Origin of the sequence: Aeromicrobium sp. CTD01-1L150 (genome assembly GCF_041951745.1) — a bacterium.
In the GTDB taxonomy this organism is placed as follows: Bacteria; Actinomycetota; Actinomycetes; order Propionibacteriales; family Nocardioidaceae; genus Aeromicrobium.
The window spans coordinates 1716914-1743011 of record NZ_CP169555.1 but is presented as its reverse complement, the minus strand read 5'-3'; the positions used below and the strand labels follow the sequence as shown (position 1 = coordinate 1743011).

Annotated in this window: 25 protein-coding genes; 1 reads left to right on the top strand and 24 read right to left on the bottom strand. The window is 70.2% G+C overall.

Translation table 11 applies throughout. The features are described from left to right. Nucleotide 1: 1 nt before the first annotated feature. From ACEVFP_RS08625 to ACEVFP_RS08555, 15 genes are all read right to left on the bottom strand, one after another. Nucleotides 2-1081, bottom strand: coding sequence for a M24 family metallopeptidase (locus tag ACEVFP_RS08625; protein ID WP_375003349.1), 1080 nt, complete (start codon nt 1079-1081; stop codon nt 2-4). Beyond that, entirely contained in the window at nt 1078-2238 is a 1161-nt protein-coding gene (locus ACEVFP_RS08620; protein ID WP_375003348.1) for a 3-dehydroquinate synthase family protein, read from the bottom strand. The genes ACEVFP_RS08625 and ACEVFP_RS08620 overlap by 4 nt, the downstream gene beginning before the upstream one ends. Beyond that, nucleotides 2235-2759, bottom strand: a complete 525-nt coding sequence (locus ACEVFP_RS08615; RefSeq protein ID WP_375003347.1) for a shikimate kinase — start codon at nt 2757-2759, stop codon at nt 2235-2237. The genes ACEVFP_RS08620 and ACEVFP_RS08615 overlap by 4 nt, the downstream gene beginning before the upstream one ends. Beyond that, entirely contained in the window at nt 2756-3973 is a 1218-nt protein-coding gene (gene aroC, locus ACEVFP_RS08610; RefSeq protein ID WP_375003346.1) for a chorismate synthase, read from the bottom strand. The genes ACEVFP_RS08615 and aroC overlap by 4 nt, the downstream gene beginning before the upstream one ends. 30 nt (nt 3974-4003) lie before the next feature. Further along, on the bottom strand, nt 4004-4747 hold the full coding sequence (locus ACEVFP_RS08605; protein WP_375003345.1) for a prepilin peptidase: 744 nt from the start codon (nt 4745-4747) through the stop codon (nt 4004-4006). 114 nt (nt 4748-4861) lie between these two features. Then, entirely contained in the window at nt 4862-5755 is an 894-nt protein-coding gene (locus ACEVFP_RS08600) for a shikimate dehydrogenase (protein WP_375003344.1), read from the bottom strand. Beyond that, nucleotides 5749-6867, bottom strand: a complete 1119-nt coding sequence (mltG, locus tag ACEVFP_RS08595) for an endolytic transglycosylase MltG (protein ID WP_375003343.1) — start codon at nt 6865-6867, stop codon at nt 5749-5751. The genes ACEVFP_RS08600 and mltG overlap by 7 nt, the downstream gene beginning before the upstream one ends. A 6-nt stretch (nt 6868-6873) precedes the next feature. Continuing rightward, nucleotides 6874-7320 (bottom strand): Holliday junction resolvase RuvX, encoded by a 447-nt coding sequence (ruvX, locus tag ACEVFP_RS08590; RefSeq protein ID WP_375003342.1) that lies wholly within the window; start codon nt 7318-7320, stop codon nt 6874-6876. A 2-nt stretch (nt 7321-7322) separates the two neighbouring features. Continuing rightward, nucleotides 7323-10019: an alanine--tRNA ligase gene (gene alaS, locus ACEVFP_RS08585; protein WP_375003340.1), complete on the bottom strand. Its 2697-nt coding sequence runs from the start codon at nt 10017-10019 to the stop codon at nt 7323-7325. Between the two features lie 16 nt (nt 10020-10035). After that, on the bottom strand, nt 10036-10341 hold the full coding sequence (locus tag ACEVFP_RS08580; RefSeq protein WP_375003339.1) for a DUF6167 family protein: 306 nt from the start codon (nt 10339-10341) through the stop codon (nt 10036-10038). Further along, a complete protein-coding gene (locus tag ACEVFP_RS08575; protein WP_375003338.1) occupies nt 10338-10865 on the bottom strand; it encodes a hypothetical protein in 528 nt (175 codons plus the stop codon). The genes ACEVFP_RS08580 and ACEVFP_RS08575 overlap by 4 nt, the downstream gene beginning before the upstream one ends. Before the next feature lie 99 nt (nt 10866-10964). Then, on the bottom strand, nt 10965-12329 hold the full coding sequence (locus ACEVFP_RS08570) for a replication-associated recombination protein A (protein WP_375003337.1): 1365 nt from the start codon (nt 12327-12329) through the stop codon (nt 10965-10967). Between the two features lie 132 nt (nt 12330-12461). Further along, entirely contained in the window at nt 12462-14264 is a 1803-nt protein-coding gene (gene aspS / locus ACEVFP_RS08565; protein WP_375003336.1) for an aspartate--tRNA ligase, read from the bottom strand. Further along, nucleotides 14261-15643: a histidine--tRNA ligase gene (hisS, locus tag ACEVFP_RS08560; protein ID WP_375003335.1), complete on the bottom strand. Its 1383-nt coding sequence runs from the start codon at nt 15641-15643 to the stop codon at nt 14261-14263. The genes aspS and hisS overlap by 4 nt, the downstream gene beginning before the upstream one ends. Continuing rightward, complete coding sequence (locus ACEVFP_RS08555) at nt 15640-16335, bottom strand: MBL fold metallo-hydrolase (RefSeq protein WP_375003334.1); 696 nt, start codon at nt 16333-16335, stop codon at nt 15640-15642. The genes hisS and ACEVFP_RS08555 overlap by 4 nt, the downstream gene beginning before the upstream one ends. A 76-nt stretch (nt 16336-16411) precedes the next feature. Between ACEVFP_RS08555 and ACEVFP_RS08550 the strand changes: the two genes are divergently transcribed. Continuing rightward, nucleotides 16412-17647 carry a DUF349 domain-containing protein gene (locus ACEVFP_RS08550; RefSeq protein WP_375003332.1) on the top strand — a complete coding sequence of 412 codons (1236 nt, stop codon included), beginning with the start codon at nt 16412-16414 and terminating at the stop codon, nt 17645-17647. Between the two features lie 99 nt (nt 17648-17746). On the opposite strand, the gene ACEVFP_RS08545 is transcribed toward ACEVFP_RS08550, so the two are convergent. The 9 genes from ACEVFP_RS08545 to ACEVFP_RS08505 all read right to left on the bottom strand — a co-directional run bounded on the left by ACEVFP_RS08545 (nt 17747) and on the right by ACEVFP_RS08505 (nt 26098). Further along, the gene (locus ACEVFP_RS08545; protein ID WP_375003331.1) at nt 17747-18691 is read right to left on the bottom strand and encodes a type IV toxin-antitoxin system AbiEi family antitoxin domain-containing protein; all 945 of its coding nucleotides are present in this window, start codon (nt 18689-18691) and stop codon (nt 17747-17749) included. A 188-nt stretch (nt 18692-18879) separates the two neighbouring features. Further along, nucleotides 18880-21225: a RelA/SpoT family protein gene (locus tag ACEVFP_RS08540; protein ID WP_375003329.1), complete on the bottom strand. Its 2346-nt coding sequence runs from the start codon at nt 21223-21225 to the stop codon at nt 18880-18882. A gap of 286 nt (nt 21226-21511) precedes the next feature. Further along, entirely contained in the window at nt 21512-22078 is a 567-nt protein-coding gene (locus tag ACEVFP_RS08535) for an adenine phosphoribosyltransferase (RefSeq protein WP_375003328.1), read from the bottom strand. After that, entirely contained in the window at nt 22075-22521 is a 447-nt protein-coding gene (locus ACEVFP_RS08530) for a hypothetical protein (RefSeq protein WP_375003326.1), read from the bottom strand. The genes ACEVFP_RS08535 and ACEVFP_RS08530 overlap by 4 nt, the downstream gene beginning before the upstream one ends. A 93-nt stretch (nt 22522-22614) precedes the next feature. Continuing rightward, the gene (gene yajC / locus ACEVFP_RS08525) at nt 22615-22917 is read right to left on the bottom strand and encodes a preprotein translocase subunit YajC (protein WP_375003325.1); all 303 of its coding nucleotides are present in this window, start codon (nt 22915-22917) and stop codon (nt 22615-22617) included. A gap of 59 nt (nt 22918-22976) precedes the next feature. Then, entirely contained in the window at nt 22977-24059 is a 1083-nt protein-coding gene (gene ruvB, locus ACEVFP_RS08520; RefSeq protein ID WP_375003324.1) for a Holliday junction branch migration DNA helicase RuvB, read from the bottom strand. Between the two features lie 31 nt (nt 24060-24090). Further along, nucleotides 24091-24690, bottom strand: coding sequence for a Holliday junction branch migration protein RuvA (gene ruvA, locus ACEVFP_RS08515; RefSeq protein WP_375003323.1), 600 nt, complete (start codon nt 24688-24690; stop codon nt 24091-24093). Next, complete coding sequence (ruvC, locus tag ACEVFP_RS08510; protein WP_375003791.1) at nt 24687-25196, bottom strand: crossover junction endodeoxyribonuclease RuvC; 510 nt, start codon at nt 25194-25196, stop codon at nt 24687-24689. The genes ruvA and ruvC overlap by 4 nt, the downstream gene beginning before the upstream one ends. 107 nt (nt 25197-25303) lie before the next feature. Beyond that, complete coding sequence (locus tag ACEVFP_RS08505) at nt 25304-26098, bottom strand: YebC/PmpR family DNA-binding transcriptional regulator (RefSeq protein WP_375003322.1); 795 nt, start codon at nt 26096-26098, stop codon at nt 25304-25306.

The window sequence follows — 26098 nt, the reverse complement described above, 5'->3', positions numbered from 1 at the left end:
GTCAGGCGATCTCCAGGAGCTCGGTGGTCAGGTCCGTGAGCACGTCCGGCTCATCGGCGGTGACGAGGACGGTGTCCTCGATACGCACTCCCCCACGGCCCGGGACGTAGATCCCCGGTTCCATCGTCAAGGCGGTGCGACGCATCAGTCTACCTGTGTGCCGTGCGGCGAAGAACGGGTCCTCGTGGATCTGCAGTCCGACGCCGTGCCCGAGGCCGGTGGTGAAGTACTCGAGCCACCCACTGTCCCGCAGTGCCTCACGCACGAGGGCGTCGACCTGCGCGACCCCGGCGTCCTCACGCAGCGCGCCGACCCCCAGCGACTGAGCCTCCCGCACCGCAGCGTGCACCTCGCGCTGCCAGTCGTCGGCGGAGCCGAGCACGACGGTCCGGGTGCAGTCGGCGTGGTAGCCGTCGACCCGTGCCCCGAAGTCGACCTTGAGCAGGTCTCCGGATCGCAGCACCCGGTCTGTGGGGTGGTGGTGCGGGACCGCGGTGTGCTCACCCGCAGCCAGGATCGTCTCGAACGCGATCGCCTCGGCGCCCAGCTGCAGCATCCGCCACTCCAGGTCACGGGCGACCTCTCGTTCCGAGCGACCCACCAGCGGGCCGTCCAGCAGCCCGGTGAGCGCCTCGACGGAGATGGCGCACGCCGAGCGCAGCGCCGCGACCTCGGTGTCGTCCTTCACCTCACGCGCCGCCTCGACCAGCCGCCCGGCCGGCACCACGTGCGCTGCCGTCTGACCGGTGAGCTCGGTGTGGGCATCGACGCTGAGCGTGTGCGACTCAACGCCCCAGGATCCCTCGATCCGGGTGGCGGCCTGGCCGATGAGGTCGCGGTCGATGACATGCTCCAGGTCCGGAACCTCCGTGACCGCCTGGTCGCGGTAGCGGCCGTCGGTCAGGAACACCCCCGTGCCGTCGGCGCGCAGCACCAGGGCACCGTTGGAACCGGTGAACCCGCTGAGGAACCGGACGTTGACCAGGGTGGTCACCACCAGACCGTCCAACCCGGCCTCGGTGAGCAACCGCCCCACCCGCAGACGTCGCTCGGCCAGGTGGTCGGCCGAAGGACCGCTCATCTCGAGCTCCGCGTGAGAGCGGCGAAGGACTCACGCAGCACGCTTTCCTCGGGGCCAGCGAGGATCCGTGTCCGCGCGAGCTCCTCCAGCACCACGAAACGCAGCTCGTCCCCACGGGTCTTCTTGTCCAAGCGCATCGCGGCCAGCAACGGCGAGAACGCACCGGCCCACGTGGTGGGCAGCGCCAGCGACGACAGCACCGCACGATGCCGCTCCACGAGCTCGTCGTCGATCAGGTCGTACCGGCTGGCCAGCTCGGCCACGAACACCATGCCGACGCTGATCGCCTCGCCATGACGGATGGTGAACTGCTCCTCGCGCTCGATCGCGTGACCCAGGGTGTGACCGTAGTTCAGCGCCTCACGACCGATCCCATTTGCCGCCCACGGCCCGGCAGGGTCATCTGCCGCCCACGGCCCGGCACCCCCGCCGGGGCCACCCAGTCCGCCGGTCTCATGGAGATCCGCCGCGACCGTCGCCGCCTTGACCGCGATGCCCTTGGTGACCAGCTCGGCCAGGATCGGTGACGCCGGATCGAGAACGCTGGCCGCACCGGCATTCTCCACCAGCTCCAGGATCGTCGGATCGGCGATGAACCCGCACTTGACCACCTCCGCCAGCCCGCTGCGCAGCTCCGCGCCCGGCAACGTGGCCAGCAGGTCCAGGTCGCACAGCACACCGACCGGCTCATGGAAGGCGCCCACGAGATTCTTGCCCGCCACCGTGTTGATGCCGGTCTTGCCGCCCACCGCTGCATCGACCATGCCCAGGACCGTCGTGGGCAGGTTGACGAACCGCACACCACGCAACCACGTGGCCGCGACGAACCCCGCGAGGTCGGTGGTGGCGCCACCGCCGAGACCGACCACCACGTCGGACCGCGTGAACCCGGCGTCGCCGAGCACCCGCCAGCAGAACTGCAGGACGTCGGAGACCTTGGCCTGCTCGCCGTCAGGGACCTCGATCAGGTGGACGTCGACCTGGCCGGCGGCGAGATCGGCGCGCAGCCTCACGGCCTGCTCCCGCATCGACGGCGGATGCACGATCGCAGCGCGTCTCACCTGCTCACCCAGCAGCTCACCCAACCCCGCGCTGACACCGTGCCCCACGACGACGTCGTAGGGAGCGGCCGCGGACACCCGGACCCGCGTGGTCACGCGTCATCCCGCCGATCGGTGAGCCCTGCGTCGGTGAGAACAGCGCCGGCCACCTCATCGGGCGTCAGGGTGTCGGTCGGGACGGTGAGCACACTGACCTCCTCATAGAGCGGACGCCGCTCGTCCATGAGCGCCTTGAGCGTGGCACGGACGTTGCCGAGCAGCAACGGGCGGCTCGCACCGAACCCGATGCGCCCGGCCGCCTCCGTCAGGCCGACGTCCAGGAACACGACCCGGTGACCGGCCAGCGCCTCGCGCACCGCAGGACTCGTGACCGCGCCGCCCCCCAGCGCGAGCACCCCTTCGTGCTCCTGCAGCGCGACGCGGACCGCCTCGGCCTCGAGCTCACGGAAGTAGGCCTCCCCCTGCTGGACGAAGAGATCCTGCACGCTCGTGCCGACCTGCTGCTCGACGTCGGCGTCGGTGTCACGGACCGGGACGCCGAGCCGCCGCCCGAGCTCCTCGGCGATCGTCGTCTTGCCCGCCCCCGGGGGTCCCACCAGGACGACGACGGGACTCACCGGTACCTCAGGCTCTCGACGTACCCGGACAGGTTGCGACGGACCTCGGTCACCGAGTCACCACCGAACTTCTCCGTGACGGCCTGCGCGACGACGAGCGCCACCATGGCCTCGGCCACGATGCCCGCTGCCGGCACCGCGCACACGTCGGACCGTTGGTGGTGCGCCTTGGTGGCCTCCCCGGTGGCGACGTCGACGGTACGCAGCGCTCTGGGCACGGTCGCGATGGGCTTCATCGCAGCCCGCACCCGCAACACCTCCCCGGTGCTCATGCCGCCCTCCGTGCCACCGGAACGGCCGGAGGCACGACGCACGCTGAGCACGTCGTCGGGAGTCTCGGCCCCTGCAGTGGGTTCCGCGGCGTCATGGACGATCTCGTCGTGCGCGGCCGAGCCTCGTGTGCGGGCCAGCTCGAAGCCGTCGCCCACCTCGACGCCCTTGATCGCCTGGATGCCCATGAGCGCCCCGGCCAGCCGGGAGTCCAGGCGGCGGTCCCAGTGCGTGTAGGAGCCCAGACCGGGCGGCAGGCCCTCGACGACGACCTCCACGACTCCGCCGAGCGTGTCGCCGTCCTTGTGTGCGGCGTCGATCTCGCTCACCATCGCCTCGCTCGTTGCGGCATCGAAGCAGCGGACCGGGTCGGCGTCGAGCCGCTCGCGGTCGTGGTGGCTCGGCACCAGGCCGGCCGGGGCACGGACCGTGCCGAGCTCGACGACGTGGGAGAGGACTTGTGCGCCGACGGCGTCGTGCAGGAACCGTGCAGCGACCTCGCCGAGGGCCACCCTGGCGGCGGTCTCCCGCGCACTGGCCCGCTCCAGCACGGGGCGGGCCTCGTCGAAGCCGTACTTCTGCATGCCGGCGAGGTCGGCGTGGCCGGGTCTCGGGCGGGTCAGCGGGGCTCCGCGCTTGAGCCCGGCGAGCTCGTCGTCCTCGACCGGGTCGGCGGACATGACCTTCTCCCACTTGGGCCACTCGCTGTTGCCGATGCGCAGCGCGACCGGGCCCCCGATCGTGAGCCCGTGCCGGATCCCGCCGATGATCTCCAGCTCGTCGGCCTCGAAGCTCATCCGGGCGCCCCGTCCGTAGCCGAGACGGCGCCGCGCGAGGGCGCCACGGATGTCGTCGCTGGTCACGTTCACGCCCGCCGGCAGTCCTTCGAGGACGGCGGCGAGTGCGGGGCCGTGGGATTCGCCGGCCGTCAGCCATCGGAGCATGGCCAGATTGTCCCAGACGACGGGAAGGGCTCAGAGCAGGGGCGCTGCCGCGAGACCAGCCACGGCGCCGACGACCATGTACGGCCCGAAGGCGAAGCCCTTGCGGTCCACGACGCCCAGCCAGGAGAACACGATGCCGCCGACGGCACCCAGCAGGAAGCCGGCGTAGACACCGGCGAGGGTGGGCGTGGAACCCAGCGGTCCGAGGGCCAGGCCGATGATCGCGGACAGGCGCACGTCGCCGTAGCCGAAGGTGCTCCCGACCCTGGTGCCGATGAACCAGATGAGCCAGAACCCGGCGAAGACGACGGCGTTGGCGATCAGGCCGCCCCACAGCAGCCACCAGTCCCCCGTTGCGAGGGCGACGACGGCGACGAGCACCAGCGTCAGGACGTGCAGCGGGGCGGTGAGCCGGTACGGCAGCAGTCGGGTTCGCCAGTCCACCCAGGCCAGCCAGGAGCCGACACCGCAGAAGACGATCCACACCGGGAGCATGGAGGCCACGGGCAGTACCGCCGCAGCGGTGGCGGACATGCCACCGGCCAGCAGCGCGAGCAGGATCTGGGTTCGCGGGGTGGAACCGAGCTCGGCATAGGGGATCTTCGGCTCGGCAGGCTGCTCCCCCGACGCGTCGTCACCGTCGGCCTCGGCCCCGGCCTCGTCGGCAGGTGGCTCCCCCGCCGGGTGCGGCACCGGCTCCGGGAGCCGCCGGACGACCGACGGGCCCAGGGCACCGATGCCGGCGGCGAGCACGGCCGCGATGACGATCTCCACGCTGGGAAGCGTAGAGCGCCCGCTCCTCGACGAGCCAACCCCCTTCCCCAGGTGCGGTCCGCACGGCGCGCCGAGAGGCGCGGCCGGCCCGCAGGAGAACGTGCGGAGCAGGCCTCAGGCGGTCGGGGAACGGCGAGCGAGCTCGGCCACGGCGGCATCGCGCAGGAGGTCGACCCCCACGTCGACACCGGCGGGGGTTCCGGGCCCTGGGCGGACAACGACACCGCCGGGGGTTCCGGGCCCTGGGCGGAGGACGACACCACACATGAGCTCCACCTGGGCGATCGCCTGGTGCGCCAGCAGGTCGAGGCCGTTGACGAGCGGGCGTGACGCCGCGACGGTCGCCTCGGCGAGCGGGGTGGGCCACGGGTCGTACACGACGTCGAAGACGGCCGACGCCGCGCCGACGAGCCGCTCGGCGTGCTGCGCCACGGCTTCGGTGGGCACCGTGGAGACCAGCAGGTCCACGCCACCGTGCTGTGCCACGTCCGCCAGGTCGCTGACGGTGACCGCCAGACCGGCCGTCGTCGCGACCTCGGCTGCCTGGGCGGCACGGGCCTCGTCACGGACGACGAGCTCCACGCTCGCCGCACCCATCCGTGCGACCGCGGCGGCCACCGACGTGGCCGTCGCACCCCCGCCCACGATGCGCACCGAACGCGGGGCGTCCACACCACGCTCCTGCAGCGCGGCCACCACGCCCGCGACGTCGGTGTTGTGGGCGGCGACGCGCTCCCCGAGGAGCAACGTGTTGGCGCCGCCCACGGCCAGGGCCACGTCGTCCGGGACGTCCGCGAGCGCAAGGGCGTCGCGCTTGTGCGGAGCAGTCACCGACAGGGCCCGCCAGCTCTCGTCCAGGGAGGCGACGTGCTCGGCGAGGCCACCCGGGGCGACGTCGACGGCGTCATAGGTCCAGTCCAGGCCGAGCGCGGCGTAGGCCGCACGGTGCATGGCCGGCGAGAGTGAGTGCTGGACGGGGTGGCCGACGACACCGCAGCGTCTCAGCACGAGAACCCGGCCTCCTGGCAGGCGGCCTGGTGCTCGGCGTAGGTGGTGTTGAAGGTGGTCTCTCCCGTCTCCGGGTCGGCCACGAAGTACATCCAGTCACCCTCCTCAGGGTTCAGCGCAGCCTCGATCGCGGCCTGCCCCGGTGAGCCGATCGGTCCCGGCGGAAGTCCCGTGACCTGGTAGGTGTTGTACGGCGAGTCGCTCTCGCGCTCCTCGGGGGTGGTGAAGACGTCTCCTGCACGGCCACTGATGTAGTGGACGGTGGAGTCCATCCGCAGCGCCTCACCGGCCTCGAGCCGGTTGTGGATGACCCGCGACGCCCGGGCGAAGTCGTCGGTGGCGACCTCGTACTCCAGGATGCTGGCGATGGTGAGGATCTCCTCCTTGTCGTACCCGAGCTCACGGGAGCGTTCGTCCATCGTGAGCTCGCTCTCGACCTGGAGCATGCGGGCGACCATCTGCTGCAGCAGCTCTCGTGCACTGGCGCCGGGCTGCACCGTGTACGTGGCCGGGAAGAGATACCCCTCGGGGTTGCCGTCAGCCTCCTCAGGGAGCCCGAGCTCGCCGGGCTCCTCCAGCTCGGCCTCGACGTCCTCGGCCGCGATCTGCGACCCGTTGGCCACGAGCTCCGGGATCTGGTTGACCCTGGCCCCCTCGGGAATGGTCACACGGCCCTCGACCCGGTTGTTGGGGTCGGCCAGCTCACGCATCGCCCACTCGGCGGACATCTTGGAGCGCAGCTGGTAGAAGCCGGGCTGGACCTCGTTGATCCGCTCGTCGACGAGCGCCAGCTGGTAGAAGGCCTCCGCGCTCGCCACGACGTCGGCCTCCGCGAGGGCCTCGGCGATCTGCTGTCCGCCCGAGCCCTCGGTGATCTCGACGACGACCTCGCCCTCTCCCTGACCGGTGTAGTCATCGGGGCCGTTGAAGACCTCATCGATCTTGCCGACGGCCCACAGCCCGCCGGCGACCAGGCCCGCCAGGACGGCGAGGATGACGATGAGTCGCAGGACTGAACGCCCGCGCCGCTTGCGCTTGGCCGCGCGACGACGGCCTGGGCGGGGCCGTTCAGGGGGGCGCTCACCCACGATGTCGAGCCCGCTGTCACTCATGTGTCCTCAGATCGTCTCGCCCGGCGGTACACCCCTGGTCCGTTCGGCATCGAGTGCTGCTTGGAGGATGACCGTAGCGGCCGCCTGGTCGATCACCTCGCGCCTCGAGCGCCCGGACCGTCCACCTTCACGCAGCAGACTGTCCGCCGACATCGTAGACATTCGTTCGTCGTGGAGGCGGATTCCGACGTCCGGCACGGCGTGGCGCAGCGTCTCGACGAAGGCGCGGACCGTGGTCGCAGCGTGGCTCTCACGTCCGTTGAGCGAGACCGGCAGCCCGACGACGAACTCGATCGCCGAGACCTCCTCGGCGAGCTCCGCCAGGCGACCGACAGCGCCGTCACCGGCCGCGACGGTCTCCAACGGTGTGGCCACCAGGCCGTCGGGGTCGCACACGGCGACCCCGATGCGCACCGAGCCGACGTCGACACCGAGCCGGCGACCGCGTCGCACGGTCAGCGTCCCGCCCCGGTCGAGGTGGCTCCGGCCACGGCCTGGCGGGCAGCCTGCAGGGCCGCAGGAACACCCGCGACGTCCGCGCCGCCGCCCTGCGCGACGTCCGGCTTGCCGCCGCCACGACCGCCGATCGGTCCACCGACCACGCCGATGAGCTCGTTGGCGGCCAGTCCCCGGTCCTGGGCCGCGTCGTTGACCGCGACGACGACGCTGGGCTTGCCGCCGGCATCACCGATGACGACGACGACCGCCGGCCGGTCCCGCAGACGCCCCCGGACGTCGAGGGCGAGCGAGCGCACGTCCGCGCCGCCGGCGCCCTCGGCGTGGTGCGCCACGAGCGCGACACCGTCCACGTCGACGGCCCTCTCGGCAATGTCACCGGCGGCACCCTGCAGCTGGGCCGCCTTGAGCCTCTCCAGCTCCTTCTCGGTGCTCCTCAACCGTGCCACGAGGTCCTGGACGCGGCCGGGGACGTCCTCGGGCCGGGCCTTGAGGGTGTCGGTGAGCTGCAGCACGAGGTCGCGCTCCTTGGCGAGGTAGGCGAAGCCCTCGAGACCGGTGAGCGCCTCCACACGACGGTGACCGGAGCCCACCGAGCTGTCAGACGTGACGACGACGGTGCCGATCTGGCTGGACCGCTCGACGTGGGTGCCGCCACAGAGCTCGCGCGACCACGGGCCACCGATCTCCACGACGCGGACCTGGTCCCCGTAGGTCTCTCCGAACAGGGCGAGCGCGCCCCACTCCTTGGCCTCGGGCAACGTCATGTACTGCGCGGAGACCGCCAGGTCCTCACGCAGCGCCCGGTTGGAGGCGTGCTCGACGTCGTGCAGCTGCTCCGGCGACAGCGCGTTGTTCCAGCCGAAGTCCAGACGCAGGTAGCCGGGCCGGTTGTAGGAACCGGACTGCAGGGCCGTGGGGCCGAGCACCTCACGCAGCGCGGCATGCACGACGTGCGTGCCGGAGTGTGCCTGACGGGCGCCGGTGCGCCACTCGGGGTCGACGTCGGCGCTCACCTGCGCGTCGAGGGTCAGCTCGCCCTCCAGCACCCGGAGCTGGTGGACGACCAGCCCCTTGATGGGTCGCTGGACGTCCAGCACCTCGGCCGTGCCGCGGCCCGGACCGGCGTTCTCCCAGCTGATGGTGCCGGCATCGGCGTTCTGGCCCCCGGACTCGGCATAGAAGGGCGTGCGGTCGAGCACCACCTCACCGATGCTGCCGGCGGAGATCGCCGGCACCGGTGCCCCCTCGCTCAGCAGCGCGAGCACACGTGACTGCGTGGACAGCGTCGTGTACGCCTGCCAGTCGGTCGGACCGTGGGCGTCGAGGGTCTCCCGGTAGGCCGTCGTGTCGGCGTGGACACCCTTCTTGGCCTTGGCGTCGGCCTTGGCCCGCGCCTTCTGCTCGGCCATGAGCGAGCGGAACCCGTCGGCATCGACCTCCAGGCCCTGCTCGGCGGCCATCTCGAGGGTGAGGTCGATCGGGAAGCCGTACGTGTCATGCAGGGTGAAGGCGGCGTCGCCGGACAGACCACCGCGTCCCTCCCGCTTGACGGTGGAGACCGCGAGGTCGAAGATCTGCGTCCCCTTGCCGAGCGTCTGGCGGAAGGAGTCCTCCTCGGCGTAGGCCACCTGCTCGATCCGCGCGAAGTCCACCTCAAGCTCAGGGTAGGACTCCTTCATGAGGTCCTTGCTGACCGGCAGCAGCTGCGGCAGCGCGGGATCCTCGTACCCGAGCAGCCGCATGGACCGCACGGCGCGACGCAACAGACGGCGCAGGACGTAGCCCCGGGCCTCGTTGCCCGGCGTGACACCGTCGCCCATGAGCATCAGACCGCTGCGGACGTGGTCGGCCACCACCCGGAAGCGCACGTCGGCGTCGGCGTCGGCACCGTACGTGCGACCGCTCAGCTCGCTGGCGCGGGCGATGACCGGGAAGACCTGGTCGATCTCGTAGAGGTTCTCCTTGCCCTGCAGCAGGTAGGCGACCCGCTCCAGGCCCATTCCGGTGTCGATGTTCTTGCTCGGCAGAGGAGCGACGACGTCGAAGTCGTCCTTGGCGCGGACGTTGGTGATCTCCTCCTGCATGAACACCAGGTTCCAGATCTCCAGGAAACGGTCCTCATCGACCACCGGGCCGCCGTCGGGTCCGAACTGGGGGCCCCGGTCGACGTAGATCTCGCTGCAGGGTCCACCCGGTCCCTCCACACCCATGTGCCAGTAGTTGTCGAGCAGCCCGCGGGCCTGGATCCGCTCGTCGGGCAGGCCCGCGATCTCGCGCCACAGTCCCCGCGCCTCGTCGTCGCCGTCCAGGACCGTGACCCAGACCGCCTCCGGATCGATCCCGAGGGCGCCGTCGTCGAGAGACCCGGTGATCAGGCTCCACGCGTGCTCGATGGCACCGGCCTTGAAGTAGTCCCCGAAGGAGAAGTTGCCGTTCATCTGGAAGAACGTGCCGTGCCGTGTGGTCTTGCCGACCTCCTCGATGTCGAGGGTCCGCACACACTTCTGGACGCTCGCCGCACGATCGAACGGCGGCGTCTCCTGCTTCAGGAAGTACGGCTTGAAGGGGACCATCCCGGCATTGACGAACAGCAGGTTCGGATCGTCGAGCAGCAGCGGCGCCGACGGAACGACGGTGTGGCCCGCACGCTCGAAGTGGGAGAGGAATCGGCGGCGGATCTCGGCAGTCTTCATGCGGAGGTCTTCATGGTCAGTGGTCCTTCTGGTTCGAGGGGGGCCGGCTCACGAGGGCGTCCTGCGCGGCCGTGGGGGGTGGTCTGAGGTTCGGGTGGTCCGGCGGGTCCGGCTCCCCGGCAAGCTCACGCTCGAGCTCGGCCTGCTTCGTCCGCATGCCGTCGCGGACCTCCGAGGAGAAGGCCCGGGCGCCCTCTCCCAGGGCGGCAGCCTGGTCGATGAGGCCGGGCATGGACATCCGGTAGGCGGCACGGCGCGCCTTGACCGAGGCGTAGACCCCGGCCACCGAACCGGCGACGAACCACACGATGCGTCCGTTCACGCGTCGATCGCCCGTCCGTTCGAGTCATCTGCGGCAGTCTGCGGGAGCTCGCCGAGCCAACGATCGCCGGCCGACGTCGGGGCCAGGTGGGCAGCACGCGACGCGCGGCGACCAGCACGCAGGCGGTACCGGCGGCGGTCGCGGTACTCACGGCGCATGAGCGCCGCAATCCGGTCGCGGCTCTCCGGCCGCAGCGCCGTGACCAGGCCGTGGACCAGCACGGCCAGACGCACCTGCGGCCTGCTGAGAGCAGTGGAGACGACCTCTTCGCGGGTGGGCGGCACGACGACACGCCCCTCGACCACACGGGGAGCGAGCTCGGCGGGACGCTCCGGAACACTCGTGACCGACGCGACCGGCTCCCGCGGCGCGGACTCATCGCGTGGCTCGCAAACCGCCAGGACTCGCGAGTCCTGCCGGGCCCGGACGACCTGACGTGACGCCCGCGTCGCGACGACGGCAGCGACGACCGCCACGACCGCGAGGACCGCAGTCACGGCGAGCAGCACGACGTCCGAAGGCATGCGTCGAGGTTACAAGGCGCCAGTGGCGCGACGCAGGTGGCAGTGCCTTCACGCCACCCCGGGCGCTCCGTCTCCTCCAAGCCCCGCACCCCCGCTGTCTCAGCGGTCGCGCAGGATGGCGCGGATGCGGGCCAACCGCTCGCCCAGCGCACCCTCGGCACCATGAGGGCCCGGCTCGTAGTAGTCGGTGCCGTCGACGTCGTCGGGCGCGTACTGCTGCGGGACGACGCCCCGTGCATCGTCGTGGGCGTAGCGGTAGTCGTGGCCGTGACCGAGCTTCTTGGCCCCCGCGTAGTGGGCATCGCGCAAGGCCGGCGGGACGGGACCGATCTTGCCGGCACGCACATCGACCTCGGCAGCCCCGATGGCGCGGACGACGGCATTGGACTTGGGTGCGGTCGCCAGATGGATGACCGCTTGCGCCAACGGGATGCGCGCCTCCGGAAAACCGATGAGCGCGACGGCCTGAGCCGTCGCCGTGGCCGTGACCAGTGCGGTCGGGTCGGCCATACCGACGTCCTCGCTGGCATGGATCATCAGCCGGCGGGCGATGAACCGAGGGTCCTCGCCCGCCTCGACCATCCGGGCGAGATAGTGCAGAGCGGCATCGACGTCGGAGCCGCGGATGCTCTTGATGAACGCGCTCGTGACGTCGTAGTGCTGGTCCCCCTGGCGGTCGTAACGCACCGCGGCGCGGTCGACGGCCAGCGCGGCATCCTCGACGGTGACCTCGGTGCGGCCCTGCGACGTCGTGGCGCCCGCAGCGGCCTCCAGGTAGGTGAGCACGCGGCGGCCGTCCCCTCCGGCAAGCCGCACGAGATGGGCCCGCGCCTCGTCGGTGAGCGTGACGGCGCCGGCGAGTCCCCGCTCGTCGGTGAGGGCACGGTCGAGCATCGTGGCGACGTCGTCGTCGGTGAGCGACTGCAACGTCAGCAGCAGCGAGCGACTCAGCAGGGGCGAGATGACGCTGAAGTGCGGGTTCTCGGTGGTGGCCGCGACCAGCGAGACCCACCGATTCTCCACACCCGGCAGCAGGGCGTCCTGCTGTGCCTTGCTGAATCGGTGCACCTCGTCGACGAACAGCACCGTCTCGACACCGTTCTGCAGAGCACGCCGTGCACCCGCGATGACGTCGCGGACCTCCTTGACACCCGCGGAGACCGCCGAGACCTCCTGGAAGCGGCGGTTGGTGTGCCGGCTGATGAGGGAGGCGATCGTGGTCTTTCCCGTGCCCGGAGGCCCCCACAGCAAGACGGTGAGCGGCTGGTCGTCGTCGATCATCTGCCGCAGTGGCGATCCGGCCGCCAGCAGGTGCTCCTGGCCGACGAGCTCCTCGAGAGTCGCCGGACGCATCCGGACCGCGAGTGGCGCCGAGGCGTGCGCGTTGCCCGCCAGGCTCCCCCCACCCTGCGCAGCAGTGGTCGGCGCCGCTGCCGGCAGGTCGAACAGTCCGTCGTCACTCACATCGGCGACCCTACCCACCCCGTGCAGGTTTCCCACGAGACCGCTCGAATCTTGCGCAGCACACACGAAGTTTCGTGTGGCTGACGCAGGTTTCCAGCGGTCTCGTGGGAAACTTCGTGACTCAGGAGAGCCTCAGCTCCTGACGTCCGACGGGTCGCCGTCCTCCTGCGAGCTCGCGTCATCCGGCTCGGCGTCGACACCGGCCTCGGCTCGCTGCTGCGCGGTGATGGGTGCCGGCGCGGCCGTGAGCGGGTCGTAGCCGCCGCCGGACTTGGGAAAGGCGATGACCTCACGGATCGAGTCGACGCCCGCGAGCAGTGCGACGGTGCGGTCCCAGCCGAACGCGATGCCACCGTGCGGGGGCGCACCGTAGGCGAAGGCCTCCAGCAGGAACCCGAACTTCTCCTGCGCCTCGGCCTCGTCGATGCCCATGATCGAGAAGACCTTCTTCTGCACGTCCTCGCGATGGATACGGATCGAGCCGCCGCCGATCTCGTTGCCGTTGCAGACGATGTCGTAGGCCAGGGCCGTCGAGGACCCCGGATCGTCCAGGCTCGCCGGGTCGGCCGGCGCCGTGAACGCGTGGTGCACCGCGGTCCACTCACCGCCACCGACGGCGACGTCACCGGAGTCCAGCTCGTCGACGGCCTCGAACATCGGCCAGTCCACCACCCAGCAGAACTCCCACGCCGACTCATCGATGAGGCCCTCGCGACGGCCGATCTCGAGCCGGGCAGCGCCCAGCAGCTGGCGCATGGGCTTGGCGGGACCGGCAGCGAAGTAGATCGCGTCACCGGGACGCGCACCCGCCGCTCCCGCCAAGCCATCGCGCTCGGCATCGGAGAGGTTCTTGGCCACCGGACCACCGAGCGTGCCGTCCTCCTGCACGAGCACGTAGGCCAGCCCACGGGCGCCGCGCTGCTTGGCCCACTCCTGCCACGCATCGAGCGTCCGGCGAGGCTGCGAGGCCCCGCCCGGGTGCACGACAGCGCCGACGTACGGCGCCTGGAAGACCCGGAACGGGGTGTCCTTGAAGTAGTCGGTCAGCTCCACCAGCTCGAGGTCCAGACGCAGGTCCGGCTTGTCCGAGCCGTAGCGAGCCATGGCGTCGGCGTAGGTGATGCGGGGGAACGGCCGCGGCAGCTCGACGTCGATCAGCCGCCAGAGCTCGACGTAGATCTCCTCGGCGAGCGTCATGACGTCATCGGCGTCGACGAAGCTCATCTCGAGGTCGAGCTGGGTGAACTCGGGCTGCCGGTCGGCGCGGAAGTCCTCGTCGCGGTAGCAGCGTGCGATCTGGTAGTACCGCTCGGTGCCGGCCACCATGAGCAGCTGCTTGAACAGCTGAGGGCTCTGCGGCAGCGCGTACCAGCTGCCGGGCCGCAGCCGGGCGGGGACGAGGAAGTCGCGGGCGCCCTCAGGCGTCGAGCGGGTCAAGGTGGGGGTCTCCACCTCGATGAACCGGTGCTTCTCCAGCACCGACCGGGCCGCGGCGTTGACCTGGCTGCGCAACCGCAGCGCGTGCGAGGGTCCGCTGCGCCGCAGGTCGAGGTAGCGGTGGCGCAGGCGCGCCTCCTCGCCGACGGTGCCCGAGCTCGCGGACGAGGCGTCGTCCACGGGGAACGGGAGCGGCGCGGAGGCACTCAGCACCTCGACGTCGTCCGCCACGACCTCGATCTGCCCGGTGGCGATTGCCTCGTTCTCATTGCCCTCCGGCCGCTCACGGACCGTCCCGACGATCCGCAGGCAGTACTCCGCCCGCAGCTGGTGCGCGACCTCCTCGCGGATGACCACCTGGACGACACCGGTGGCCTCGCGCAGGTCGATGAAGGCGACACCGCCGTGGTCGCGGCGGCGGGCGACCCATCCGGCGAGCGTGACCTCGTCGCCGATGTTCTCGGCGGTCAGCGTTCCGGCGTCGTGGGTGCGGATCACGGGGCGATCTCCTCGGGTGAGTCGGTGTTGGCAGTGGTTGCGGGGGTGATGATGCCGGGGGCCAGGTCGGCCTCCGGGGGTAGCCAGGTGGCCGGATCGACGTCGACCTGGTCACCGGTGCGCAGGTCCTTGACCTGGACCGGGTCGCCCGGGAACAGCACGAACGGGATGCCACGACGTTCGGCGTGGCGGATCTGCTTGCCGAGCTTCTGGGCGCTGGGCGCCACCTCCGTCGGGACACCGCGCGAGCGCAGGAGCGTCGCGAGATCATCGCTCTCGGGCCGGGCGGCCTCGTGCAGGACGGTCACCAGGACGGCCGACGGCACGGAGCGCGAGGCCGTGATCCCGTCGGCGAGCAACGGCACGACCAGCCGGGAGACCCCGAGCGAGATCCCGACGCCGGGGTAGGTGTTGCGGTTGTCCCGCGCGAGCTCGTCGTACCGGCCACCGGAGCAGACCGAGCCGAGGTGCTCGTACCCGGCCATCCGGGTCTCGAAGACCGTGCCCGTGTAGTAGTCCAGGCCGCGGGCGATGCTCAGGTCGACCACGACGTCGGCGCCGTCGATGCCGGCACATCCCTCGATGACGCGCGCAAGCTCCTGCAGTCCCTCGGCCAGCAGCTCGTGCTCCACGCCGAGCGCCTCGACCTGCGCCACGAACGAGGCGTCGGCGGCACTGATCGCCGACAACGCGAGGCAGGCGTCAGCCTGGCGCTCATCGAGCCCGGCGTCCAGCAGCAGGGTGCGGACGGCGTCGGGGGGCAGCTTGTCGAGCTTGTCGACGATCGGCATGATGCGGGTGGGCTCGTCGATGCCGAGGCCGGCGTAGAAGCCCTCGAGCACCTTGCGGTTGTTCACCTGAAGCCTCAGGCGCGGAACCGGAAGGCCCGACAGGGCCTCGGCCATGACGCGCGCGACCTCGACGTCGAAGTGGAACGGCAGGACGTCGCGGGCGACGATGTCGATGTCGGCCTGGGTGAACTCGCGGAACCGTCCCTGCTGTGGCCGTTCACCGCGCCAGACCTTCTGGATCTGGTAGCGGCGGAACGGGAAGTCCAGGTCGTGGGAGTTCTCCACCACGTACCGTGCGAACGGCACCGTCAGGTCGAAGTGCAGCGCCAGGGCGTCGGCGGCCTCCTCGGCCCCAGCCCCACTAGCACCAGCCCCACCAGCACCGGCATTCTCGTGCAGCCGCCGCAGAGTGTAGACCTCCTTGTCGATCTCGCCCTTGCGCAGCAGCTCCTCCATGGGCTCGACCGCCCGGGTCTCGAGGTTGGCGAAACCATGCAGCTCGAAGACCCGGCGCAGGTGGTCCAGGACGCGCTGCTCCACGATCCGCTCGGCAGGCAGCAGCTCCGGGAAGCCGGACAGCCTGCTCATCCGGTCAGCTCCTGCAGGAAGGGGTTCGTGGAGCGTTCGCGGCCGATCGACGTCTGCGGCCCGTGTCCGGGCAGCACGGCAACGTCGTCGGGCAGCGGCAGGACGCGCTCACGCAGGCTCGCCACCATCTGCTCGTGCGAGCCACCGGTCAGGTCGGTGCGGCCGATGGATCCGGCGAACAGGAAGTCGCCGGAGAACATCACCTGCGAGATCTCCTCCGGGCCCGGGTAGTCGACGCGGTAGGACACCGTGCCGGGCGTGTGCCCGGGGACGTGGTCGACGCTGACCTGCAGCCCGTCGACCTCGATGACGACACCGTCGGACGCGTCGCGGACGTCGTCGGGCTCGGTGAACTCGGGAACGTCGTGCATACCCAGCTGCGAGCGCAGCATGGCCGCGGACTCTCCCGAGATCGCGGCCATGGGGTCGCTCAGCAGGTGCCGGTCGTCAGGATGGATCCAGACCGTGGCACCGAACTCGCGGGCGACGTCCTGGGCGCACCACATGTGGTCGAAGTGGCCGTGGGTGATGAGCACCGCCTCCACGGTCAGGTTGTGCTCGGCGACCACCTGGCGGACGCCGTCGATGCTGTCCATCCCGGGGTCGACGACGGCACATCCGGTGCCCGGGCCGCGGGAGACGAAGTAGCAGTTGGCCTGCAGCGGGCCGGCCGGAAAAGACGTGAGAAGCACGCCCGTCAGCGTACGCGAGCGGGTCGGCGGACCTCACGGCCGATCCCAGCGGTGACATGCACCTAGACTGTGCGCCATGAGTTCTGTGGCCGAGCACCCATGGGGGCGCGTCGACGCCGAGGGAAACGTCTACGTCAAGGTCGGCGAGTCCGAGCGCCTCATCGGCCAGTGGATGAGCGGTGACCCCCAGGAGGGCATCGCCTTCTACGAGCGTCGCTTCCAGGGACTGCAGACCGAGGTCGACCTGCTGGAGAAGCGGCTGGCCAGCGGCACCCTCTCCCCCGACGATGCTGCCAAGGCGGTCGCGACGGTGCGCACGGAGGTGACCGATGCCTCCGCGCTGGGTGACCTCGCGTCCCTGGAGAAGCGTCTCGACGCCCTGACACCGGCGATCCAGCAACAGCGTGAGCAGCGCAAGGCCGAACGTGAGGCCAAGCAGGCCGAGGCCGCCGTGGCCAAGCAGCGCATCGCCGAGCAGGCCGAGAAGATCGCCCAGGGCAACGACTGGCGCTCCGGTGCTGACACGCTGCGCACCCTCCTGGAGGAGTGGAAGGCGCTGCCTCGGCTGGCCAAGAAGGCCGACGACGAGCTGTGGCACCGCTTCAGCTCAGCCCGCAGCGCGTACACCAAGCGTCGCAAGGCGCACTTCGCCGAGCAGAACACCAAGCGCGAGGCGGCGGCCAAGGTCAAGGAGAAGCTGATCGCCGAGGCCGAGGCGCTGTCCACCTCCACCGACTGGGGGCCCACGTCCAGCGCCTACCGCGAGCTCATGAGCCAGTGGAAGGCCGCCGGTCCGGCGCCGCGCAACGTCGAGGACAAGCTCTGGCGACGTTTCCGCGCCGCGCAGGACGTCTTCTTCGGGGCCCGCGAGGCGGCCAATGCCGAGCAGGACAAGGAGTTCGCGGCGAACGCGGAGGTGAAGGAAGCCATCCTCTCCGAGGCGGAGGCCCTGCTCCCGATCACGGACCTGGAGGCCGCGCGCAGGGCGTGGCACAGCATCGCCGACCGCTGGGAGGCGGCCGGCAAGGTCCCCCGCGATCGCATCAAGGAGCTCGAAGGGCGCCTGCGGACCGTCGAACAGGCCATCCGTGCCGCCGGGGACCAGGAGTGGAAGCGCACCGACCCCGAGAAGTCGGCCCGCGCCGACGACATGGTCGGCAAGCTCCAGGAGGCGATCGACGAGACCCGCGCGTCGCTGCAGAAGGCCCAGGCGTCGGGGAACGACAAGTTGGCCAAGGAGCTGCAGGACAAGCTCGAGTCCCAGGAGTCCTTCCTCGCCATGGCGCAGAAGGCCGCCTCCGACTTCGGCTGACGCGCGGCGAGTCACCCCGTCACCCGCGGCGAGTCACCCCGTCACCCGCGGCGAGTCACCCCGTCACCCGCGGCGAGTCACCCCGTCACCCGCGGCGAGTCACTCCGTGACGGGATGGGGCCAGTTGCCTCCGCCCCAGGTGCGAGGCCGTGGGGAGATCCCGAGCAGCGCCCCGAGCTCCTGCTCGAAACTGGTGTCAGGTCCGAACAGGCGCTCGCGAGTGGCATTGACCCAGCGCCATCCGATACGTCCGAGGAGATCTCGCCGCTGCGAGTCGTGGAGTACGTCGGCCGCACGAGTGTGGAACTCACGACCATCGAACTCTGATCCGATCATGACATTCTCATATCCCATGTCGATGCGCCGATCATTGCCCTCAAGGTCGGTGACGAGGATCTGCAGGTCGGGCGGAGGGAAGCCGGCGTCGGTGATGCGCAGCCGCTGCCAAGACTCCCCCGGTGACTCAGCCCGTGCGTCGACCTGAGTCACGAGAGAACGCGCTTGGACGATCCCGGGGAAGCCCTTCAAGCGGCTGACGAACCGCATGAGCTCGTGGTGTGTCACGAGCCCGGCTCGCAGGAAACCGTCGCCAGCCGCCAGCGCGTATGGCCGATACAACCGGCGCAGGAGGTCCGATGCGGTGCGTACCGGCGACGTGGACGCGACGTCTCCCACGAGGACGATGTCATCGTCAGGCACGATCGCCTGCCGACACGAGACTCCCGGGCGTCGTAGGCGGCTCTCGGCGTGAGGAACGAGGAAGCTCGGGACCAGGAGGAATCGTTCGGACGGCTTGAAGGTATCGACGCCCATCAACCAGGAGGCAGTCTCGCTACACGCGACCGCATGTGATGGCTTGATCAGCTCGATGCACGCGATGCGCAGCTCCCGGGAGTCAGATGCTCGCGCGTCGACGTAGACGCCTCGGACGGGTCGGCGCAATGTGCCGTCCAGCACGAGTGCTGCGAGGTCTCGCTTGGTCATGCCGAGGTCAGCGGCCTGGGAGGTGGTGAAGGGTCGGTGGGTAAGGAGCGCCGGGTCCATGCCGAAAGTGAAAGGCATTCCGCGAACAACGGCGCACGCTTCTCCACAGGCACACCGTGTGCATCTGACTCGCGGCAGGTGACGGAACGACTCGCGGCAGGTAACGCAGTGACTCGCCGCGGGTGACGGAGTGACTCGCCGCGGGTGACGCAGTGACTCGCCGCGGGTGACGCAGTGACTCGCGAGGGTTACTGGATCAGGCGGTAGACGTCGAAGACGCCCTCGACGCCGCGGACGGCGCGCAGGACGTGGCCCAGGTGCTTGGGGTCGGCCATCTCGAAGGTGAACTTCGACAGGGCGACGCGGTCACGGCCGGTGCTGAGAGAGGCCGAGAGGATGTTCACGTGCTGGTCGGAGATGATCCGAGTGATGTCACTCAGCAGGCGCGCGCGGTCCAGCGCCTCCACCTGGATGGCCACCAGGAAGGTGCTCTGCGACGTCGGCGCCCAGCTCACGTCCACGAGCCGCTCAGGCTGACTGCGCAGCGACTGCAGGTTGACGCAGTCAGCACGGTGGACCGAGACACCGGAGGTCCTCGTCACGAACCCCTCGATCTCGTCACCGGGCACCGGCGTACAGCACCGGGCCAGCTTGACCATCACGTCACCACCGAGCCCCGCGACGACGACCCCCGCCTCCCCGGAGTCCGGCCGAGAGCGTCGTGCCTTGGCTCCGGGCAGCGTGGTGCCCTCCGCGAGATCCTCCTCGGCACCCTCACGTCCCCCGGCGAGCGCGATGACCCGCTCCACGACGTTCTGGGCCCCGACGTTGTTCTCACCGACCGCCGCGTACAGCGACGACACGTCGGACAGGTTGAGGTCCTTGGCGACGGTATCGAGTGCGTCGTGCTTGAAGATGCGGTGCAGCGGCAGGTTCTCCTTGCGCATCTGCTTGGCAATGAGCTCGCGCCCCTGCTCGATGGCTTCCTCGCGCCGTTCCTTGGTGAACCACTGGCGGATCTTGTTGCGCGCTCGCGGACTCCCCACAAACTCCAGCCAGTCACGGCTCGGGCCGGCATCGGGTGACTTGGAGGTGAAGACCTCCACCACGTCGCCGGTCTTCAGCCTCGACTCCAGGGAGACGAGTCGTCCGTTGACGCGGGCACCGATGCAGGCGTGCCCGACCTCGGTGTGCACGGCGTAGGCGAAGTCCACCGGGGTGGAGTTCTCGGGCAGCTGGATGACGTCGCCGCGCGGCGTGTAGGCGTAGACCCCGGCGCTGTTCATCTCAAAACGCAGCGTGTCCAGGAAGTCGACGGAGTCCTCGGTCTCGGACTGCCAGTTCATCAGCTCGCGCAGCCACACCATCTCGTCGCTGCTGGCTGCCACGCCCTTGCCACCCTTGGCCGTGGCGTCCTGCTTGTACTTCCAGTGCGCCGCGACGCCGTACTCGGCGCGTCGGTGCATGGCATGGGTGCGGATCTGCAGCTCGACGGGCTTGCCCTGCGGACCGATGACGGTCGTGTGCAGCGACTGGTACATGTTGAACTTGGGGACCGAGATGTAGTCCTTGAAGCGTCCCGGGATCGGGTTCCACCGCGCGTGCAGGACGCCCACCACGCCGTAGCAGTCAGCCACGGAGTCGACGAGGATCCGCACGCCGACGAGGTCGAAGATGTCGGCGAACTCGCGCTCGCGCACCAGCATCTTCTGGTAGATCGAGTAGTAGTGCTTGGGCCGGCCGGTGACCGTGGCCTTGAGCTTGGCGTGCCGCAGGTCGGACTCGACGTCCTCGATGACCCGCTCCAGGAACTTGCCGCGCGACGGCGCCCGGTCGGCAACGAGCCGGACGATCTCGTCGTACACCTTGGGGTGCAGCGTGGCGAACGCGAGGTCCTCCAGCTCCCACTTGATGGTGTTCATGCCCAGACGGTGGGCCAACGGCGCGAAGATCTCCAGCGTCTCGGTGGCGATGCGTTCCTGCTTGTCGCGTCGCAGGTAGCGCAACGTGCGCATGTTGTGCAACCGGTCGGCGAGCTTGATGACGAGCACGCGGATGTCACGGCTCATGGCGACGACCATCTTGCGGATGGTCTCGGACTGGGCGGAGTCGCCGTAGGTGACCTTGTCGAGCTTGGTGACGCCGTCGACGAGCTGGACGATCTCGTCGCCGAAGTCTGCCCGCAGCTCCTCGAGCGTGTACGGAGTGTCCTCGACGGTGTCGTGCAGCAGGGCCGCGCACAGCGTGGGGGCGGTCATGCCGAGCTCGGCCAGAATCGTGGCAACGGCCAGCGGATGGGTGATGTAGGGGTCGCCGCTCTTGCGGGTCTGTCCCTCGTGCATCCGCTCGGCAATGTCGTAGGCACGTTGGATGATCTCGACGTCACCCTTGGCGTGGGTGTTGCGGAAGGTGCTCAGCAGGGGGTCGAGAACCGGGTTGGCGGACATGCTGCGTCCACCGATGCGGGCCAGTCGGCTGCGCACGCGCACCGACGCCGACGCCGACTCCGTCGCCCGTTCCTCGGGGCGCGGCTTCGGTGCCTGGTCCTCGGTCTCGGTCCGGTCAGCCACAAGCCCTCCTGATGTGTCGACCATCGTAGGGCAGAGAAGGTGAGCGGCACCCCCACGGTGCACAGGTGCCGCACGGCACCCGCGGCGCACACGTGCCCCCCACGGCCCCGCACCCCCGCGACGCACAATTGCCGCCCACGACCCGGCACCCCCGCGGCGCACAATTGCCGCCCACGGCCCGGCACCCCCGCCGGGTGGAGCAGGCCGCCCTAGAACACGCCGCTGACCAGCGACGCCGCCGTGGTCAGCACGAGCGCAGCGATGAGCGCGATGGCGATGATGCGGACGGTCTTGGTACTCACGGCGTTCCTCAGTACGAGTGCAGGACGGTCAGCGGAACACCGTCGAGCTTCTGACGGCCCCCCAGTGCTGCGATCTCGATCATCACGAGATGCCCGGCGACGTGCGCCCCGCACTGCTCCACGAGCGTCCGGGTGGCCGCGAGGGTGCCGCCCGTGGCGAGCACGTCATCGACGACCACGACGCGCGCACCGGGCGCCAACGCATCGGCATGAATCTCGATCGTGGCCGTTCCGTACTCGAGGTCGTAGGAGGTGGCGACGGTCTCGGCCGGCAGCTTGCCGGCCTTGCGCACCGGCACGAACGGCAACGACAGCTCGCGCGCGATCGGCGCCCCGAGGATGAACCCGCGTGACTCCACGCCGAGCACCGCATCGACGTCTCCGTGCGCACGGGCAGCGTCGGCGAGCTCACCGAGCACGGCGTGGAAGCCGCCGGAGTCCGCCAGCAACGGTGTGACGTCACGGAAGGTGACCCCCGGTTCGGGCCAGTCCTCGACGGGCCGTACGAGCCGGGCGATCGCCTCCGACGCATCCACGCTGCTGGGCGGCACGTCCTGGGTCACCTCAGAGCTCACGAGGAGAGGTCGACGTCGCACTCTTCCTTGGCGTGCTCCACGATGGCATCGGAGGCATCCTGGGTCTCCTGGCTGCCGATCTCCTGGAACTCGGCGACGAGGTCCTGCAGGTCCTCGGGCTCGACGCCCTCGGGAAGCTCGCCGCTCTGGGCGTTCGCGAGGTCGTCGAAGGTGACGCCGGCGTTGTCCAGCGCCTCCTGCACCCTGCTGATGCTCTCGTCGAGCTGGGCCCACTCCTCGGAGAGCTCATCGGGCGCACTGTCAGCGAGCCCCTGCAGTGTGCTGAACGTCTGGTCGAACTGTGCGGCGTCGCCTTCGGAGAGAGCCTCGAACTCGGTCTTGGCGTCCTCCAGGTCCGAGCAGTAGGCGTCGTTGCCCCCACCGCAGCCGGTGAGGGTGACGGCGGCCAGAGCAGCGCCGGCCATGGCGAGCTTGATTTTCATGAAGTGCTCCTGGATCTGTGGTGCCGCGCTCGTCCGCGGCTGCGGGACATCATGTCACGCAGGTGAAGGGAGGGAGTTGGTCAGGTGGTGGGGTCAGGACTCGTCGGTGGACTCATCCAAGGACTCATCGACGGATTCGTCGATGACGGAGGCGATGGCCTGCCGGTTGATCGTGATGACGGTCCCGGCGGCGATCTCGACGTCCGCCTCGCTGTCACGCAGGGCCGTGATGGTCCCGTAGATGCCGCTGGCCAGCATGATCCGCAGACCCTCGCTGAGCGCCTGCTGCGTCTTGACGAAGTCGCGCTGACGCTTGCGAGCCGGTCGCAGCACCAGCAGGTAGAAGATCAGGACCAGCAGGAGAAGCGGGATGAGGCTGGCTACGGGGTCGGACACGAGGGGAGCTCCCAGTAGGTGGAGGAGTCAGGGTCGCCGGACGCGCACGCCCGGTGGTCTCATGCTTCCATGTCGTCGCCGTCGAGCGGCAACTGGCCTTCGGGCGCGTGGGCGGCAGGGGGCTTGAGGCCCAGGTGCTCCCAGGCGGCCGGTGTGGCGATGCGGCCACGTGGCGTCCGCGCCAGGAATCCCAGCCGCACCAGGAACGGCTCGGCGAGCTCCTCGACCGTCTCGCGCTCCTCGGCGACGGCCACGGCGAGCGTACTGACGCCCACCGGTCCCCCGCCGAAGTTGCCGCACAGTGCCTGCAGCACGGCGCGGTCGAGCCGGTCCAGGCCGAGCTGGTCGACCTCGTAGAGCTCCAGCGCTGCGCGGGCGGCGGCATCGTCGATCGTGCCGTCGCCACGCACCTGGGCGTAGTCGCGCACCCGCCGCAGGAGCCGGTTGGCGATGCGCGGGGTGCCCCGGGACCTGCTGGCGATCTCACGACCGCCCTCCTCGGTGACGCTGAGGTCGAGAAGTCCGGCAGAGCGGCTGACGATGCGGTGCAGCTCGGCGCTCTCGTAGTAGTCGAGCTGGGCGGTGAACCCGAACCGGTCCCGCAACGGCCCGGGCAGCAGACCTGCACGCGTGGTGGCGCCGACGACGGTGAAGGGCGGGATCTCCAGGGGAATGGCGGTGGCGCCCGGTCCCTTGCCAACGACGACGTCGACCCGGAAGTCCTCCATGGCCATGTAGAGGAGCTCCTCGGCCGGGCGCGACATCCGGTGGATCTCGTCGATGAACAGGACGTCGCCCTCATTGATGCCGGACAGGATGGCGGCCAGGTCCCCAGCATGCTGGATGGCGGGGCCGCTGGTGACCCGCAACGGGGCGGCGAGCTGGTTGGCGATGATCATGGCGAGCGTGGTCTTGCCCAGTCCGGGGGGCCCGGAGAGCAGGACGTGATCCGGTGTGCCGCCCCGCGCGAGAGCCGCCTCGAGCACGAGGGACAGCTGCTCGCGCACCCGCTCCTGACCCACCAGCTCGCCGAGGGTCTTGGGCCGCAGGGCCGCGTCGAACTCACGATCCTCGGCCCCGGCCTCGTAGGAGACGATGTCGACGTCCCCGTCGACCTCGTGGTGCGGGAGGTCCTCGTGCATGCTCACCATCCTGCCTTGCTGGTGGGCGGCCTCATGTGCGCGACAGGCTTCGCAGCGCGGCGCGCAACAGTGCGGCGACGTCGGGCTGCTCGCCCACGGTCTCGGTGTCGGCGACCGTCTCGACTGCCTTCTGGGCGTCCTTGGCCGACCAGCCCAGACCCTGCAGTGCCTCGAGCACCTGATCGCGCCAGGGCGCACCCTGCGGGACAGCCGGTGCCGACGTGGCGGCAGCCGGACCGACTCGGTCCTTGAGCTCCACCACGATGCGCTCGGCACCCTTGCGGCCGATACCAGGCACCGCGGTGAGCGCCGCGTGATCCTCGGTGGCGATGGCGTGGCGCAGCTGCTCCGGCGGCAGGACGGCGAGCATCGCCTGGGCCACCTTGGGCCCCACGCCGGAGGCCGTCTGCACGAGCTCGAACATGTCGCGCTCGGTGACGTCGGCGAAGCCGTAGAGGGTGAGCGAGTCCTCCCGGACGACGAGGGACGTGGCCAGCTGCGTCTCGCTGCCGATGCGCAGTCCGGCGATGGTGTCCGGGGTGCAGAAGACGTGGTGCCCCAGACCTGCGACGTCGATGACGGCGGCGTTGAGGGTGACGGCGGCGACGGTGCCGCGGACGTGCGCGATCATCGGGCTCCTGCCTTGGCGATGGCGTCCTGCAGCCGGTTCTGCGCTCCTCCGCGCCACACGTGGCAGATGGCCAGGGCGAGGGCGTCGGCGGCGTCGGCCGGGCGGGGCGCCTCACTCAGCCGCAGGACCCTGGTGACCATCTGGGCGACCTGCTCCTTGTCCGCGCGGCCGCTGCCGGTGACGGCTGCCTTGACCTCGCTCGGCGTGTGCAGGTGGACGCCGATGCCGTGCCGTGCAGCCAGCATCATGGCGACGCCACTGGCCTGGGCGGTACCCATGACGGTGCGCACGTTGTGCTGGCTGAAGACCCGCTCCACCGCGACGGCGTCGGGCCGCAACCGCTCGATCCGTTCCTGCAGGTCGTCGGCGAGCTGCGCCAGGCGCCGTGCAGGGTCGAGGTCGGCCGGAGTGCGGATGACGTCGACCTCCACGAGCGACAGCGGGCGACCCACCGTGCCCTCGACGACACCGACGCCGAGCCGGGTGAGCCCGGGATCGACGCCCAGCACCCGCATGGCCGCCTGCTCAGGTGAACGCATGTTCGAACGATATCGCCCTGTCGTGACACCGGCCGGGAGCAACACGCAGTCCGGGCGCGCGATGCCGGGCCCGATCAGACCTGCGCCATGACCTCGTCGGAGGCGTCGAAGTTGGCGAAGACGTTCTGCACGTCGTCGCAGTCCTCGAGGGCGTCGATCAGCTTGACCACCTTGCGTGCACCGTCGACGTCGACCTCGACGTTGACCGAGGGCACGAAGGAGGCCTCGGCGGAGTCGTAGTCGATGCCGGCCTCCTGCAGCGCCGTGCGGACGGCGACGAGGTCGGTGGGCTCGCTGACCACCTCGAAGGACTCCCCCAGGTCGTTGACCTCCTCGGCGCCTGCGTCGAGGACGGCCAGGAGGACCTCGTCCTCGGTGGTCTCCTGCCCGCTGCCCTCACTCGCCGACCGCTGCCCGGCGTCCCCGCCCTGCACACGGGGCACGATGACGACGCCCTTGCGGTTGAACATGTACGAGACCGAGCCGGGATCGGCCATGGTGCCGCCGGCGCGGGTCATGGCGGTGCGGACCTCCATGGCGGCCCGGTTCTTGTTGTCCGTGAGGCACTCGATGAGCATCGCGACGCCACCGGCCGCGTAGCCCTCGTACATGATCGTCGTGTAGTCGACGCCGCCGCCGTCCAGGCCCCCGCCGCGCTTGACGGCACGGTCGATGTTGTCGTTGGGAACCGAGGACTTCTTGGCCTTCTGGATCGCGTCGTAGAGCGTGGGGTTGCCGTCGGGGTCGGGGCCGCCGGTACGGGCCGCCACCTCGATGTTCTTGATCAGCTTGGCAAAGAGCTTGCCGCGCTTGGCGTCGATCACGGCCTTCTTGTGCTTGGTCGTCGCCCACTTGGAGTGGCCTGACAT